The organism is Chryseobacterium vietnamense, assembly GCF_031454475.1.
In the GTDB taxonomy this organism is placed as follows: domain Bacteria; phylum Bacteroidota; class Bacteroidia; order Flavobacteriales; family Weeksellaceae; genus Chryseobacterium; species Chryseobacterium vietnamense.
Genome location: NZ_JAVDQX010000001.1, coordinates 1,543,830 through 1,557,810, shown reverse-complemented (window position 1 = coordinate 1,557,810; position 13,981 = coordinate 1,543,830). Strand labels below are relative to the sequence as shown.

Here is a 13,981-nt window from a genome sequence, read left to right as displayed (position 1 = left end):
ATAATGAAAAGTATGTTTAAAATGGCTGGGGTAGCTGTGGTAGTAATAATGCTGTCTTCTTGTGTGGTACACGATCATCATGGAAGAAGAATGCCTCCGGGCCATGCAAAAAGGTATTATGGCGGAAGTGCGAGGTACTACGCACCAGGCCAGGTAAAGAAAGTGTATATTTATGACGATCGCGGGCATCATCACAAAGGTAAGGGCCGTGGTCATGGACATCACAGATAAAAAGAAGAGCACTGATTTTTTCAGTGCTTTTTTTATGATCAGTTATAATCTCGATTTTTTGGGATTAAGGAAGGTATTGAAAACCATTACTTCCTGCCCGAACTTCTTCTCGATTCTTTCGGAAATATTCAAAAGTTCGCTTTGAATAAAATCTTCCCTTACTTCATTATTATCAAAAATTAAAAGGAGATTATAATTTTTACCTTCTTCAATAAAGTCACTGTGCACTTCAGAAAGAATATATTTGTTGACATCCAGCAGGTTTTCAGTCATTAAAACCAGTGTTTCATCAATATAATTTTCCCATTCTTCCAGGTTATCTTTCGTGCAGTGGAAAGTTATACTTAATACGCTCATATTTTTATGAATTTTTAAGATTTTTTTGGATAAATTCTACAGCAAAAATCGGCATTTTTTTCGTAAATTAGCCCGTTAATAAAAATTGGAAATAAATAATTTTCAGACTTACAGCTAAGGGTCTGAATATCATTACAATAAAATTTGTTTATGCAAAAAGAAGGAGAAAGACTGATTCCTATCAACATTGTTGATGAAATGAAGTCGTCTTATATCGATTATTCGATGTCCGTTATCGTTTCAAGAGCGTTGCCGGATGTAAGAGATGGCTTGAAACCCGTTCATAGAAGAGTACTTTATGGTATGTATGGATTAGGGGTATTTTCTAACAGAAAGTATTTAAAATCTGCGAGAATTGTTGGGGATGTATTAGGTAAATATCACCCGCATGGAGATTCCTCTGTATATGATGCTATGGTAAGAATGGCACAGGATTGGAGCTTACGTTATCCTCAGGTAGACGGACAAGGTAACTTCGGTTCTATGGATGGTGATCCGCCTGCAGCAATGCGTTATACCGAGGCAAGATTGAAAAAAATCTCTGATGAGGTTCTTTCAGACCTAGACAAAGAAACAGTTGATTTTCAGAATAACTTCGATGATAGTTTACAGGAACCAACCGTAATGCCAACTAAAGTTCCGAACCTTTTGGTTAATGGTACTTCCGGTATTGCAGTAGGTATGGCAACCAATATGGCGCCCCATAACCTGTCAGAATCTGTAGATGCAATCTGTGCTTATATCGATAATAAAGAAATTACGATTGACGAACTGATGCAGCACATTATTGCGCCGGATTTCCCTACAGGTGGTATCATCTATGGATATGACGGAGTAAGAGATGCTTTCCATACAGGAAGAGGTAGAGTGGTTTTAAGAGCGAAAGTTAACTTTGATGAGATCGGAAACAGAAACGCTATTATCGTTACTGAAATCCCTTATCAGGTGAACAAAGCTGAAATGATCGCCAGAACAGCAGAGCTTGTTAAAGACGAAAAAATCCCTGGAATCCACGAAATCAGAGACGAATCGGATAGAAAAGGACTTCGTGTGGTTTACGAATTGAAAAATGACGCAATCCCGAATGTAGTTCTTAACCTATTATATAAATATACAGCACTTCAGACTTCTTTCAGTGTTAATAATATTGCATTGGTACACGGAAGACCGGAGCAGCTGAACCTTAAAGATATCATTCACCACTTTGTAGAACACAGACATGAGGTAATCGTAAGAAGAACTCAGTTTGAACTTAAAAAAGCAAAGGAAAGAGCACACATTCTTGAAGGATTCATGAAAGTGATCGGAACTCAGGATTCCCTGGATAGAGCCATCTCTATTATCCGTCACAGTGCCAACCCTCAGGCTGCAAAAGAAGGCTTGATCGAGGCATTTGAACTTTCAGATATTCAGGCTCAGGCAATTCTGGATCTTAGATTAGCTCGTCTTACAGGAATGGAGCTTGATAAGATCCGCGATGAGTACGATGCAATCATGAAAGAAATTGCAAATCTTGAAGATATCTTAGCCAACGAGCCAAGAAGATTCCAGATTATCAAAGATGAATTGATCGAAATCAAAGAAAAATACGGAGACGAAAGAAGAACTGAAATTGATTATTCAGGAGGAGAAATGTCTATCGAAGATATTATCCCGAATGAATCTGTAGTTCTTACAATCTCTCACGCAGGATACATCAAGAGAACTTCGCTTTCAGAATATAAAATTCAAAGTAGAGGAGGTGTAGGAAACAAAGCAGCAACAACAAGGGATTCCGACTTCCTTGAGTATATTGTTTCTGCAACCAACCACCAGTACATGTTATTCTTTACAGAAAAAGGAAGATGTTATTGGCTAAGAGTATTTGAAATTCCTGAAGGCTCCAAAACAGCAAAAGGAAGAGCAGTACAAAACCTTATCAACATTGAACCGGATGATAAGATTAAAGCTTATATCAGAACAAACAACCTTAAGGATTCAGAATATGTAAATCAAATGAGCGTTGTGATGGTAACCAAAAACGGTACTATCAAGAAAACATCATTGGAAGCGTATTCAAGACCAAGAGTAAATGGAGTAAATGCTATCGAGATCAGAGATAATGACCAGTTATTAGGAGCTTATCTTACCAATGGAACATCTCAGATCATGATTGCTACTAAAAATGGTAAATGTATCCGTTTCCCTGAAGAGAAAGTAAGAGAAGTAGGTAGAGGATCTATCGGGGTAAGAGGTATCTTGCTTGAAGATGGTGACGAAGCTATTGGTATGATTGTTGTGAACGATGTAGAGAACGAAACAGTACTTGTAGTATCTGAGAAAGGATACGGAAAGAGAACTGCAGTAGAAGACTACAGAATTACCAACAGAGGAGGAAAAGGAGTTATTACCCTGAACATTACTGAAAAAACAGGAAACCTTATCGCTATTCAAAATGTAACAGACGAAGACGGATTAATGATTATCAACAAATCCGGTGTTGCCATCAGAATGGGAATGGACGAAATGAGAGTAATGGGTAGAAATACTCAGGGAGTAAAACTGATCAACCTTAAGAAAAATGACGAAATTGCAGCCATTGCAAAAGTAGAAATGGATAAAGATGTAGAAGAAGATTCTGAAGAACTTGAAGAAACAGAAGAAACAGAAGAAACAGAAGAAGGAGTTGTAGGATCGCTATTTGATAACCAGGAAAATGACAATGTAACACCTCAGGCTGGAAATGAAAACCCGGCAGAGGAGAATGAGAATTCTGATTCTGAAGAATAAATTGTACAATTAAATATAGAATAGTTATTATGAAGAAACTAATTTTAGGAATGGCTATCGTGGCGTCTGCTTTTGTTTTCGCGCAAAAAGATGCAAATGCTCTGAATGCAAAGCTTCAGGAAGCCAACAAAGCAGCTATGGCTGCCTATGATGCAAAAAATTATGCAGCAGCAGCACCTAAGTTTATTGAAGTTTATGACTTATTAAAATCCAGCGGTCAGGACAATAAAATATATATGTATTATGCAGGACTTAGCCACGCGTTAGCTAATAACAGTGACCAGTCTATCAAAATATATACAGATCTTGTGAATTCAGGATTTACAGGTGTAGAAACCACTTATACAGCAAAAGAAAAGAAAAGTGGTCAGGTTGTGAATTTTGATAAAGCAACCTGGGAGGTGATGAAGAAAAATTCAGACTATACTGATTTCAAAACTGAACAATCTAAAAGTATAGAGACTGATTTGTATGAAACATTGGTTTCACTACTTCTGAATGCTAAAAAAGCTAATGAAGCACTTGTGATTATTGATAAGGGATTAGCTAAATTCCCGAACAATGCCAAGCTTAAAGAAGCTCAGACTACAGCATATCTTCAGTCAGGAAACACAGAAAAATTTGTTGCAGGATTGAAGGAACAATTGGCGAAAAATCCAAATGATGCAGTAAGCTGGTTTAATTTAGGGGTAATGCAGAGTAAAAAACCTGAAACGGTTGCAGATGCTTTAGAAGCATTCAAGAAAGCAATCGAATTAAAACCTGATTTTGCTGACGCTTACCAAAATTTGGTGTATACTACGATTGGTGATGACTCTAAAGTAGTGGCAGATATTAATGCATTGAGAAAAGATAAGCCAGACGAGGCATCTAAATTAATCGATGCAAGAAGAGAAAGATTTGCTAAAGCATTACCATTTGCAGAAGGATGGTATAAAGTAGCACCAAAAAATATTGAAGCTGTTACTGCGTTAAAAGAAATTTATGTAGTAACTAAAAACGTAGATAAAGTTAAAGAAATGAAAGCTAAAGAAGCTGAACTTACAGCTGCTGGAGCAAAATAATCATTTTTAACAACAACAGATACGAAAACCGGAACAGCAATGTTCCGGTTTTTTGTTTTAAACAGAAGGCGTTGACATAGAGTCTTATCCGGATTTTATGTCTCATAAAGGAACTTTTGATCTGTTATGGTTTTTGAGCTAGATTCTGTAAACCTAACAGGTTTTTAAAACCTGTTAGGTTTAATCGGTTCACAGCTCTGTTATACAGTTTCTGTTGAAAATTTTTCATGTCGAATTCATCTGTTCAAAATTTCTGTTTTTTATCGTGATGAACCTTAAATTTCAACCTGAGAAATTCTCTGCAATTCCGTATCTTTGAGAAAAATTTTTATAAGATGATCGAGTGGAAAACCGCCAAGGAATACGAAGATATTACCTATAAAAAATCTAACGGAGTAGCAAGAATTGCTTTCAACAGACCTGAGGTGCGCAATGCTTTCAGACCTAAAACAACTTCAGAATTATACGATGCTTTTTATGATGCCTATGAAGATCCTTCAATAGGAGTTGTATTGCTTTCTGGAGAAGGACCTAGCCCTAAAGATGGAGGCTGGGCATTTTGTAGTGGAGGAGATCAGAAAGCCAGAGGACACCAGGGATATGTAGGAGAAGACGGAAGACATCGTTTGAACATCCTTGAAGTTCAGCGTCTCATCCGTTTCATGCCGAAAGTAGTGATCGCAGTGGTTCCGGGATGGGCAGTTGGTGGAGGACACTCACTTCACGTAGTATGTGACCTTACTTTAGCAAGTGAAGAACATGCTATTTTCAAGCAGACAGATGCTGATGTTACCAGTTTTGATGGTGGTTACGGTTCTGCTTACCTTGCTAAGATGGTGGGCCAGAAAAAAGCCCGTGAGATTTTCTTTTTAGGAAGAAATTATTCCGCTCAGGAAGCTTTCGAAATGGGAATGGTCAATAAAGTAGTTCCTCATGCAGAATTAGAAGATACTGCTTATGAATGGGCACAAGAAATTTTAGGAAAATCTCCAATGTCTATCAGAATGCTGAAATTCGCCATGAACCTTACAGACGATGGTATGGTAGGACAGCAGGTTTTCGCGGGAGAAGCAACCCGTCTTGCCTATATGACAGAAGAAGCTCAGGAAGGAAGAAATGCATTTCTTGAAAAAAGAAAACCTAACTTCGGAGAAGATCAATGGATATCATAACATTAGTAATGGGTAATAAGTAATGAATAATATCTTTTATTACTTATTACCCATTGCTCATTACTTATAAATATATGACTGATTGGATAAAAGCCGCAAGGCTAAGAACTTTACCGCTTTCCTTAAGCGGAATTATTATGGGTGCTTTCATTGCAAAATGGAGGCTCTACGGAGAAGGGGGAACGTGGGACTGGAAAATCCTTGCACTCGCTCTTTTGGTTACGCTTTTATACCAGATTTTATCAAATTATGCCAATGATTACGGTGATGGAGTGAAAGGAACCGATGCCAAAAGAATCAATGAAGCAGAAGCAAGAGCTGTAGCATCAGGGAAAATTACAGCAAAACAGATGAAAACAGCAGTAATTCTTTTTGCCGCTTTATCTTTCATTGCTACCATCGCTTTGTTGTACGTTGCTTTCATTCCCAACTATATGAATGAATTCTATATCTTCATAGGATTGGGAGTAGCAAGTATCCTTGCAGCTATTGGATATACGGTAGGTAAAAAACCTTACGGTTATATGGGCTTAGGAGATATCTTTGTGTTTATCTTCTTTGGATTGGTTTCTGTATGTGGAAGCTATTTCTTATTTACAAAAACATTCAGCTGGGATATATTATTGCCTGGTACAGCTGTCGGAATGATGAGTATGGCCGTTCTTAACCTGAACAATATGAGAGATATCGAAAGTGACAGACTATCAGGGAAAAACAGCTTTGCATTAAGAATCGGATTCAAAAATGCAATGATCTATGAAATGGTTCTGCTGCAGCTTCCGTTATTGCTTATCCTTGTATTTTTAGGAATGAATGGATTTATGCAACAGCAAAACTATTACGTTTTCATCGTAATGATTCTGTTATTTCCACTATCCAAGCTGAGAAGAAAGATTCTATCTGTAAAAGAACCGAAAGAATTAGATCAGTATTTGAAGCAGGTAGGAATCATGACTTTTGTAATGGCTGTTCTTACGGCAGTGGGGCTTAACTTATTTAAATAATTTTTAAAATAAAACACTTATGAATTCCAATGTCTATGTTGAAGCTCAAATGCTTATCAGAAAACCCGTTGAAGATGTTTTTGAAGCATTTATCAATCCTGAAATAACAACGAATTTCTGGTTTACCAAATCTACCGGAAAATTAGAAGAAGGTAAGACAGTTACCTGGGAATGGGAAATGTACGGCGTAAAAAATGAAGTGAAAGTTCATAGAATTATTCCGAACCAGCTGATCAGTACAGAATGGGGAGAGCCTTCAACCAACGTAGACTACGAATTCAAAACCATGGAAAAAGGAACTCTTGTTATCATTAAAAGCTATGGATTCAGCCAGACCGGCGAAGACCTGTTAAAAGTAATTAATGACAATACAGGAGGCTTTACAACGGTTTTAGACGGTTGTAAAGCGTATCTGGAACATGGGATTAATCTCAGGCTGATTGAAGATAAATTCCCACAGAAATAATAAATTAAAAAAACACAGATGGCACGAATGCTTTCACGAATATCACTCTTTATTGTGCTGTTTGTGAAATGATTTGAGTCATTTGTGTTTAATAATAATTGAAATTAAATTTAAAATGAAAATACAATTCTTAGGGCAAAATTGTTTCCTGTTCACCTACAAGGACAAAACAATTCTGAGCGACCCTTTTTACAACTACAAAAAAGCAGAATCAGGTTTTGATATTGCTGCTCAAAAAATCGACTATATCCTGTTGACCCATGCTCATGGTGATCATATTGCAGATGTAGCAGAGGTGCTGCAGCATTATCCGGAAGCTACCATTATTGGAGTTCCTGAAGTATGCGGTTATTTCCAGCAGGCTAAAAACAGAGACGATGTGAACTTAGGAGGATCGGCAAAAATCGACGATCTTAAAATTTCCATGGTTCCGGCTCACCATACAAGTTCTTTTCCGGATGGAAGCTACGGAGGCGTTCCTGTAGGGTATATCTTCAGACTCCCTGAAGGTAAAAACATCTATCTGGCAGGTGATACAGGAGTAATGGCTGATATGGAGCTGTTCCCAAGACTTTACGGAAACATTGATCTATCCATCCTTCCCATCGGAAGCCACTACACCATGTGTCCTAGAAAAGCTTCTTTTGCAGCAGCAGAGCTATTGAAAACTCCAAAAGTAATCGGATGTCATTTTGATACTTTCCCTGCCATTGAAATTAATCATGAAAGTGCATTACAGCATTTTGCAGATAAAAATGTAGAACTTGTTTTACCAAAACTGGGGGAGACCTTCGAATTTTAATCAATAACTGAACCGGAGGTAATCTGAAAATTAGAAAAATGGAAATGATGCGTAAGGTATTAAAAACAAAAAAAGATAATTATCAAATTACCTCTCTTCTTACTTTAAAACAAAAAAAAATGGCAAGCTACCTAAATCACACCGCTACGACCGATTACCTTTGCTGCGTTCCCACCCTGGAGGATTCTCAGGAGCTGGTTGTTTAGGACTTGCCGTTGCAAAGGTAGGAATATTTTATAAACTTCAAAACTTTATTAAAGAAAATTAGTCGAAAAAATGCAGTGGTAAAGCTAAACGCCTGACATTTAGAGGGAAAATTTTTCAACTTTTTTCTAAAAATTTAAATATGACGAAAAGTCCATCAACACTAGGAATTATACTTTTTATTGCTACAATGATCGTTTTCTTTGTAGTATATACTTTTTTTTCAGGAATCAATTATTTTGATATCTCCCTGAAAGCCAATGCTTTTGTTTTACCTCTTTTATATGCCGGAGTTGCTTTCTGGTCTGTAAAATCGTTTTGGAACAACCACAGAGTAGTAAAATTCAAAGAAGCTTTCAAAAGAGCATTCGTTCCGATGTTCATCGGGGGAATTCTTTCCATTTTCAGTATTTATGCGTTTTTAACCTTTGTAGATCCTGCAGCTAAAAGCCTGCTGAACTATCAATATGTACAGAGACAAAAATCAGAACTGGATACAGAATATACCTCTGCAAGAAAAATTCTCAAGCATCAGAAAGATATTGATGAGCTGGATCAGAAATACAAGGAAAGACTGCAAAGCTTCACTCCTGAGGCAGTTAAAGGAAAAGACATGCTTACCGCAAGTCATTTTTCAGGATATTTTGCAGCAATTCTTATATTTTACGTAGTTTTGTCGGTGTTTTTCGGAGCATTTTTCAGAACAAGAACAATACATCAGCCCGAAGAAACCAATCAAGCCTAATTTTTATTAAAATTAAATGAATTTATCTATAGTTATTCCGTTACTGAACGAAGAAGACTCTTTGGAAGAACTTTTTTCAAGAATTGATAAAGTGTGTACAACCAGTAATTTATCTTATGAAATCTGGTTTGTAGACGACGGAAGTACGGATTTGTCGTGGAGCATTATTGAGAATATGAAAGTTCAGTATCCTCAGATCCACGCTATTAAATTTTCCAGAAATTATGGAAAATCCCAGGCACTTCATGCTGCCTTTGAAAGAACAAACGGTGATGTAGTGATTACAATGGATGCTGATTTACAGGATTTCCCGGAAGAAATTCCGGAACTCTATAATATGGTAATTCATGATAATTATGATATCGTTTCCGGTTGGAAAAAGAAGCGTTTTGATAATGTAATGACGAAAAATATTCCGTCAAAATTATTCAATGCAGCAGCAAGAAAAGTTTCAGGGGTTTATCTTCACGATTTCAACTGTGGTCTGAAAGCCTATAAAAAACAGGTGGTAAAATCGGTTGATGTGTACGGAGATATGCACCGTTATATCCCAGTATTGGCTGCCAATGCGGGTTTCAGAAGAATTACCGAAAAAGAAGTGCAGCACCAGGCAAGACCTTACGGAACTTCAAAATTCGGAACAGAAAGATTTGTAAGAGGTTTTCTGGATTTGATAACGCTTTGGTTTGTAAGTCGTTTTGGAGGAAGGCCAATGCATTTCTTCGGAGCAGTAGGAACTTTAATGTTTATCGTCGGTTTCCTTTCAGCACTTTGGCTGGGAATCTCTAAACTGATTGATGTGGCAAGAGGAATCTACGGACATTTAATCACCAATAATCCATGGTTCTTTATCGCATTAACCATGATGATTATGGGAACACTTCTCTTTATCGCAGGATTCTTGGGAGAAATGATCATCAGAACCAATCGTGAGCACAAGAACTATAATATCGACGAAGTAATATAAATTCAGAGGGGTATTCAGTTAAACATACTGAAAATAATCTGTTAATGTAAATCTTTAGTCGATGTATGACCATTCCCATCCTCTGGAGGGGTGGCGAAAATTCAAAGAATTTTTGACTGGGTGGTTACGCTAAATAATCACTCCAATTTCAATACATAAAAAGCACTCTGTCAGCAGGGTGCTTTTTGTAATTTTATAAAAACTTTTAACTTAATGTTTAAAACCCAACCCATACTTTTTTATTTTCTTTTATTATTAATGGCTTCATGTTCATCCAATAAACTTTCCGGTTCATGGGAGTTTATTGATATTTATGATGGTGAAATTCGTAATACGGATACGTTGAAAAATAAAACAAACAATTCCAGATACGGAACAGGAGTTCTGACATTTTATCGGGATAAAACATTCAGCTCAATGGGGAACAGCGGAATTTATCAGGTAGATAGTAACCTGTTGAAAATGAAGTATAGTGATGACGAAAATGTAACCCCAATGAAAATTTCCAGCGTAAGTAAAAATTATCTGCTTTTATTTTCAATGGCAGGAAGTCCTAAAACCTGGTTTTATAAAAAAGTAAAAGAAAAGACGAATAAGAAATAGCTTTAGGAAAAGCAAAAAATTGAAAATTATCAGGTATTTTATTGTCAAAAGACAAAGATTTTTAGAAATTTTAATCCTATTTTTGTTCAAAGTAATATTGAAAGTCCTGTAAGAAGCATGAAAAGGGCTTTAAGAGATTTTCAGTAAAAATCATTACGATTATAATATAGAATATTTGAAATTACATATGAAAAAAATTGTATACACATTGATGCTGCTGGCAGTAGTTTCCTGTGGAAAAGTTTCTCCAAAAGGAAATATTGAAAAGAAAGATGTGGATGTTTCGGAGTTCGTAAACCTTGATCTGGAAGGAAAATTCCGAGTATTTTATGCTAAAGGTCCAAAGAATTTTGTAGAAATAGAAACCTATTCGAATGTGGCAAGTAATCTGGATGTGGATGTAAAAGACAAAACACTTTTCATCAAAGAAAAAAGAGGTACAAAAGGTGTAGATTTTTATAATGTAACGATTTATTCAAAATATAACCTTGAAAAAGTAGCTGTTTCAGATTCTGTTGAAGTGAACATTTCAAGTGAAATCAAAACAGACAATTTCAGACTCAGTATGAAAAATAATGCAAGTTTCATGGGATCTGTCAACACCAGAAGAGCAGAAGTGGAAATGCAGAACAGAAGCCGTGCTAATTTCCTGGGATTGTCCAAAGAAGCTGTTATAAAAATATCAGATACAGCAAGTTTAATTGCTCCTTACTGGAAAATTACCAATCTGAATATCGATTCTAAAAACGGAAATTATGCAGAAGTAAATGTGAAAGATTCTTTGAAAGGAAATATCCAGAATACAGCAAAATTTGTTTACTACAACGATCCGATCAGGGCGTTCAAAATCGATAAGACGACGAAAGTTGAAAACAAAAAACTGGATTAAAAACAGTATTATTTAAATTAGAAACTAAGAACTTTACAAATTATAAAAGAACAACATATAAATATGAATACACTAGAAAAAGCGAAACTTTGGTTAAGTGATACCTTCGATAAAGAAACGAGAGATGCTGTACAGACGTTGATCGATAGCAATTCCCCAGATCTGGAAGATTCTTTCTACAGAGAACTGGAATTCGGGACAGGAGGAATGCGTGGGATAATGGGAGTAGGAACCAACCGCTTGAATAAATATACATTAGGACAGGCTACCCAGGGATTGGCAAACTACATGTTACAGCAATTCAAAGGAGAAGAAATTAAAGTGGCCATCGCTTATGATGTTCGTAATAACTCAAAAGAATTCGGGAAACTGGTAGCAGATGTTTTGACGGCAAACGGAATTAAAGTATTGCTTTTCAAAGATCACAGACCGACTCCTGAATTGTCTTTCACAGTACGTGACAAAAAATGTAATGGAGGAATCGTGTTAACAGCTTCTCACAATCCGCCGGAATATAATGGTTATAAAGTATATTGGAATGATGGAGCACAGATTGTTCCACCCAATGATGAAGCCATTATCAATGAAGTATATTCTGTAAAATTTGAAGAAATTAAATTCAACGGAAATGATGATCTGATCGAATGGATCGGAGAGGAGCAGGATGATGTGTATATTGATGCATGTATTGAAAACTCTACCTATCAGAATGTTGGTAAAGAAAATTTGAATATTGTTTTCACGTCCATCCACGGAACAACGTATACAACTGTTCCCAAAGCCCTTGAAAAAGCAGGATTCAAAAAAGTGGATCTTGTGAGAGAACAAATGATCCCAAGCGGAAATTTCCCAACAGTAGACTCTCCAAACCCGGAGGAGCCTGCAGCACTGGAAATGGCAATGGATCTGGCAAGAATTACCAATGCAGATATCGTGATCGGAACAGATCCGGACGGAGACAGATTAGGTATTGCAGTAAGAAATCTTGACGGTGAAATGCAATTACTGAACGGTAACCAAACCAACACAATCCTTACTTACTACATCCTGAATGAATGGAGAAAACAGGAAAGAATTACCGGAAAAGAATTCATTGGTTCTACGATCGTAACTTCAGATATCTTCTTTGATATTGCACAGAAATTCGGGGTAGAATGCAAAGTAGGTCTTACCGGATTCAAATGGATTGGAAAAATGATCCGTGAAGCAGAAGGAACTCAGAAATTTGTATGTGGTGGTGAGGAAAGTTTCGGATTTATGACCGGAGATTTCGTTCGTGATAAAGACTCTTGTGGAAGTATTCTTTTAGCTTGTGAAATTGCAGCATGGTGCAAAGCCAACGGAAAAACAATGTATCAATACATGATTGAGATCTATGAGGATCTTGGAATGTATTACGAAGGATTAATCAATATCGTAAGAAAAGGAAAAGAAGGCGCTGAAGAAATTCAGAATATGATGAAAAACTTCCGTGAAAACCCTCCAAAAGAGCTGGCGGGATCATTAGTAGAAGAAGTAAAGGATTTCAAAGAACAGACAAGCCTTACCGTTTCTACCAACGAGAAAAAAGTAATGAATGATATTCCCAAATCTAACGTATTGATCTATTACACCCAGGATGGAACAAAAGTATGCGTAAGACCTTCAGGAACAGAGCCAAAAATCAAGTTCTATGTTTCAGTGAAGGATTCCATTACTTCAGAAGCAGATTTCAGAGACAAATTAAAATCATTGGAAGCTAAAATAGGGGCCGTTAAAACAGATTTGAAGCTGGATTAATACTCTGAAAACAGCAGATGATAAAAAAAATTATAGCAATATGCATACTCTCTGCAGCTGTAGTTTCCTGTAAAAAGGAAACTGCAGTTTCAGAAGTAAAACAGGTAAACGATTCGATTGTTCAGACTGAATCCAGAGAAGATCAGTATAAACCAATAGACACAACCTGTTCATCTACCAGCAAAACGGAAGATTACATCACATCTCTTCAGTGGTACCGCACCAAAATTGAAAAAGAGATGGCTGGAAACAGTCCGGAGCAGAATGACAAAGTATACGAAGATTATTTAAAAATAAGAGGAAAGTATACAGAGTGTCTGATGAACCTTCATACTGATGTTCTGGATAAATATGTGAATTATTATAATTACGATAAGGATCAGTACAACTTGCCGGACAATGTTAAAAAAATAGCTTCGGAATTGAAGAAAGCAGGTCTTGAGTTCAGGGAAGTAGGAGAAGGAATGACTGAAATATGGACCATTCCGGGATATTATTCATCCTTGTTTAAGAATAAAGTAACTCCTGATTATGAAGTCTATATTTCACAGACTGATAAAGAAAGTGAATCCAATTATGCAGCTGATGCTGGATTAATAATTAGCTGGGAACAGCTGGGAGACAGGCTTATGTTCTGGGAAAACTTTATGAACAAATACCCTGAGAGCAATCTTATAAAGGCTGTCAGACAGGACTATAAAATATATTTGTCTGATTATCTTTTGGGAATGGATAACACGCCAACCTATGAAAGAGACATGGACAAAGGAACCGGAAAACTAAATGATGAAAACAGAGCGGAATTCAACAGGATGATCAAAAAATATCCGAATTCCTATACAGCCAAAAAAGCAAAAGAGATCATGACTCTTTTTGATGCACAAACACCGGTAGATCAAATAGATGAGAAGATTCATGGAGAACGATAA

14 protein-coding genes and 1 other RNA gene are annotated in these 13,981 nt (G+C 36.6%); 13 read left to right on the top strand and 2 right to left on the bottom strand.

The features are described 5' to 3' along the window. Nucleotides 1-3 precede the first annotated feature (3 nt). The gene (locus J2786_RS06940) at nt 4-231 is read left to right on the top strand and encodes a hypothetical protein (protein WP_047433213.1); all 228 of its coding nucleotides are present in this window, start codon (nt 4-6) and stop codon (nt 229-231) included. A 42-nt stretch (nt 232-273) separates the two neighbouring features. Here the strand turns inward: J2786_RS06940 and J2786_RS06935 are convergent, their stop codons facing one another. Further along, entirely contained in the window at nt 274-588 is a 315-nt protein-coding gene (locus tag J2786_RS06935) for a DUF4286 family protein (RefSeq protein WP_047429921.1), read from the bottom strand. A gap of 150 nt (nt 589-738) precedes the next feature. Here J2786_RS06935 and gyrA point away from each other — a divergent pair, with 150 nt between their 5' ends. From gyrA to J2786_RS06905, 6 genes are all read left to right on the top strand, one after another. Next, the gene (gyrA, locus tag J2786_RS06930; protein WP_047429924.1) at nt 739-3,357 is read left to right on the top strand and encodes a DNA gyrase subunit A; all 2,619 of its coding nucleotides are present in this window, start codon (nt 739-741) and stop codon (nt 3,355-3,357) included. A gap of 29 nt (nt 3,358-3,386) precedes the next feature. Continuing rightward, entirely contained in the window at nt 3,387-4,421 is a 1,035-nt protein-coding gene (locus J2786_RS06925) for a tetratricopeptide repeat protein (RefSeq protein ID WP_047429927.1), read from the top strand. Nucleotides 4,422-4,756: 335 nt separating this feature from the next. Then, complete coding sequence (locus tag J2786_RS06920; protein WP_047429929.1) at nt 4,757-5,593, top strand: 1,4-dihydroxy-2-naphthoyl-CoA synthase; 837 nt, start codon at nt 4,757-4,759, stop codon at nt 5,591-5,593. A gap of 74 nt (nt 5,594-5,667) precedes the next feature. Beyond that, the gene (gene menA / locus J2786_RS06915) at nt 5,668-6,597 is read left to right on the top strand and encodes a 1,4-dihydroxy-2-naphthoate octaprenyltransferase (protein ID WP_047429931.1); all 930 of its coding nucleotides are present in this window, start codon (nt 5,668-5,670) and stop codon (nt 6,595-6,597) included. Between the two features lie 19 nt (nt 6,598-6,616). Next, on the top strand, nt 6,617-7,063 hold the full coding sequence (locus J2786_RS06910; RefSeq protein WP_047429934.1) for an SRPBCC family protein: 447 nt from the start codon (nt 6,617-6,619) through the stop codon (nt 7,061-7,063). Between the two features lie 115 nt (nt 7,064-7,178). Continuing rightward, nucleotides 7,179-7,865 (top strand): metal-dependent hydrolase, encoded by a 687-nt coding sequence (locus J2786_RS06905; RefSeq protein WP_034697707.1) that lies wholly within the window; start codon nt 7,179-7,181, stop codon nt 7,863-7,865. Nucleotides 7,866-7,982: 117 nt separating this feature from the next. On the opposite strand, the gene ffs is transcribed toward J2786_RS06905, so the two are convergent. Further along, nucleotides 7,983-8,080: signal recognition particle sRNA small type (gene ffs / locus J2786_RS06900), an RNA gene on the bottom strand. 131 nt (nt 8,081-8,211) lie between these two features. On the opposite strand from ffs, the gene J2786_RS06895 reads away from it, so the two are divergent. The 6 genes from J2786_RS06895 (at nt 8,212) to J2786_RS06870 (ending at nt 13,981) form a co-directional block, all read left to right on the top strand. Next, nucleotides 8,212-8,814 carry a DUF4199 domain-containing protein gene (locus tag J2786_RS06895; RefSeq protein WP_034697710.1) on the top strand — a complete coding sequence of 201 codons (603 nt, stop codon included), beginning with the start codon at nt 8,212-8,214 and terminating at the stop codon, nt 8,812-8,814. Between the two features lie 16 nt (nt 8,815-8,830). Beyond that, nucleotides 8,831-9,781, top strand: a complete 951-nt coding sequence (locus J2786_RS06890) for a glycosyltransferase family 2 protein (protein ID WP_047429937.1) — start codon at nt 8,831-8,833, stop codon at nt 9,779-9,781. 213 nt (nt 9,782-9,994) lie between these two features. Next, a complete protein-coding gene (locus J2786_RS06885) occupies nt 9,995-10,384 on the top strand; it encodes a hypothetical protein (protein ID WP_047429941.1) in 390 nt (129 codons plus the stop codon). A gap of 187 nt (nt 10,385-10,571) precedes the next feature. Continuing rightward, nucleotides 10,572-11,273 carry a GIN domain-containing protein gene (locus tag J2786_RS06880; RefSeq protein WP_310024404.1) on the top strand — a complete coding sequence of 234 codons (702 nt, stop codon included), beginning with the start codon at nt 10,572-10,574 and terminating at the stop codon, nt 11,271-11,273. Nucleotides 11,274-11,336: 63 nt separating this feature from the next. After that, nucleotides 11,337-13,052 carry a phospho-sugar mutase gene (locus tag J2786_RS06875; protein WP_047429946.1) on the top strand — a complete coding sequence of 572 codons (1,716 nt, stop codon included), beginning with the start codon at nt 11,337-11,339 and terminating at the stop codon, nt 13,050-13,052. A 17-nt stretch (nt 13,053-13,069) separates the two neighbouring features. Then, nucleotides 13,070-13,981 carry a hypothetical protein gene (locus J2786_RS06870; protein ID WP_052186944.1) on the top strand — a complete coding sequence of 304 codons (912 nt, stop codon included), beginning with the start codon at nt 13,070-13,072 and terminating at the stop codon, nt 13,979-13,981.

What these genes read in the sequence shown, in the direction of transcription:
- J2786_RS06940 (WP_047433213.1), top strand. Translation starts at nt 4, where the DNA reads ATGAAAAGTATGTTTAAAATGGCTGGGGTAGCTGTGGTAGTAATAATG.
- J2786_RS06935 (WP_047429921.1), bottom strand. Translation starts at nt 588, where the DNA reads ATGAGCGTATTAAGTATAACTTTCCACTGCACGAAAGATAACCTGGAA.
- gyrA (WP_047429924.1), top strand. Translation starts at nt 739, where the DNA reads ATGCAAAAAGAAGGAGAAAGACTGATTCCTATCAACATTGTTGATGAA.
- J2786_RS06925 (WP_047429927.1), top strand. Translation starts at nt 3,387, where the DNA reads ATGAAGAAACTAATTTTAGGAATGGCTATCGTGGCGTCTGCTTTTGTT.
- J2786_RS06920 (WP_047429929.1), top strand. Translation starts at nt 4,757, where the DNA reads ATGATCGAGTGGAAAACCGCCAAGGAATACGAAGATATTACCTATAAA.
- menA (WP_047429931.1), top strand. Translation starts at nt 5,668, where the DNA reads ATGACTGATTGGATAAAAGCCGCAAGGCTAAGAACTTTACCGCTTTCC.
- J2786_RS06910 (WP_047429934.1), top strand. Translation starts at nt 6,617, where the DNA reads ATGAATTCCAATGTCTATGTTGAAGCTCAAATGCTTATCAGAAAACCC.
- J2786_RS06905 (WP_034697707.1), top strand. Translation starts at nt 7,179, where the DNA reads ATGAAAATACAATTCTTAGGGCAAAATTGTTTCCTGTTCACCTACAAG.
- J2786_RS06895 (WP_034697710.1), top strand. Translation starts at nt 8,212, where the DNA reads ATGACGAAAAGTCCATCAACACTAGGAATTATACTTTTTATTGCTACA.
- J2786_RS06890 (WP_047429937.1), top strand. Translation starts at nt 8,831, where the DNA reads ATGAATTTATCTATAGTTATTCCGTTACTGAACGAAGAAGACTCTTTG.
- J2786_RS06885 (WP_047429941.1), top strand. Translation starts at nt 9,995, where the DNA reads ATGTTTAAAACCCAACCCATACTTTTTTATTTTCTTTTATTATTAATG.
- J2786_RS06880 (WP_310024404.1), top strand. Translation starts at nt 10,572, where the DNA reads ATGAAAAAAATTGTATACACATTGATGCTGCTGGCAGTAGTTTCCTGT.
- J2786_RS06875 (WP_047429946.1), top strand. Translation starts at nt 11,337, where the DNA reads ATGAATACACTAGAAAAAGCGAAACTTTGGTTAAGTGATACCTTCGAT.
- J2786_RS06870 (WP_052186944.1), top strand. Translation starts at nt 13,070, where the DNA reads ATGATAAAAAAAATTATAGCAATATGCATACTCTCTGCAGCTGTAGTT.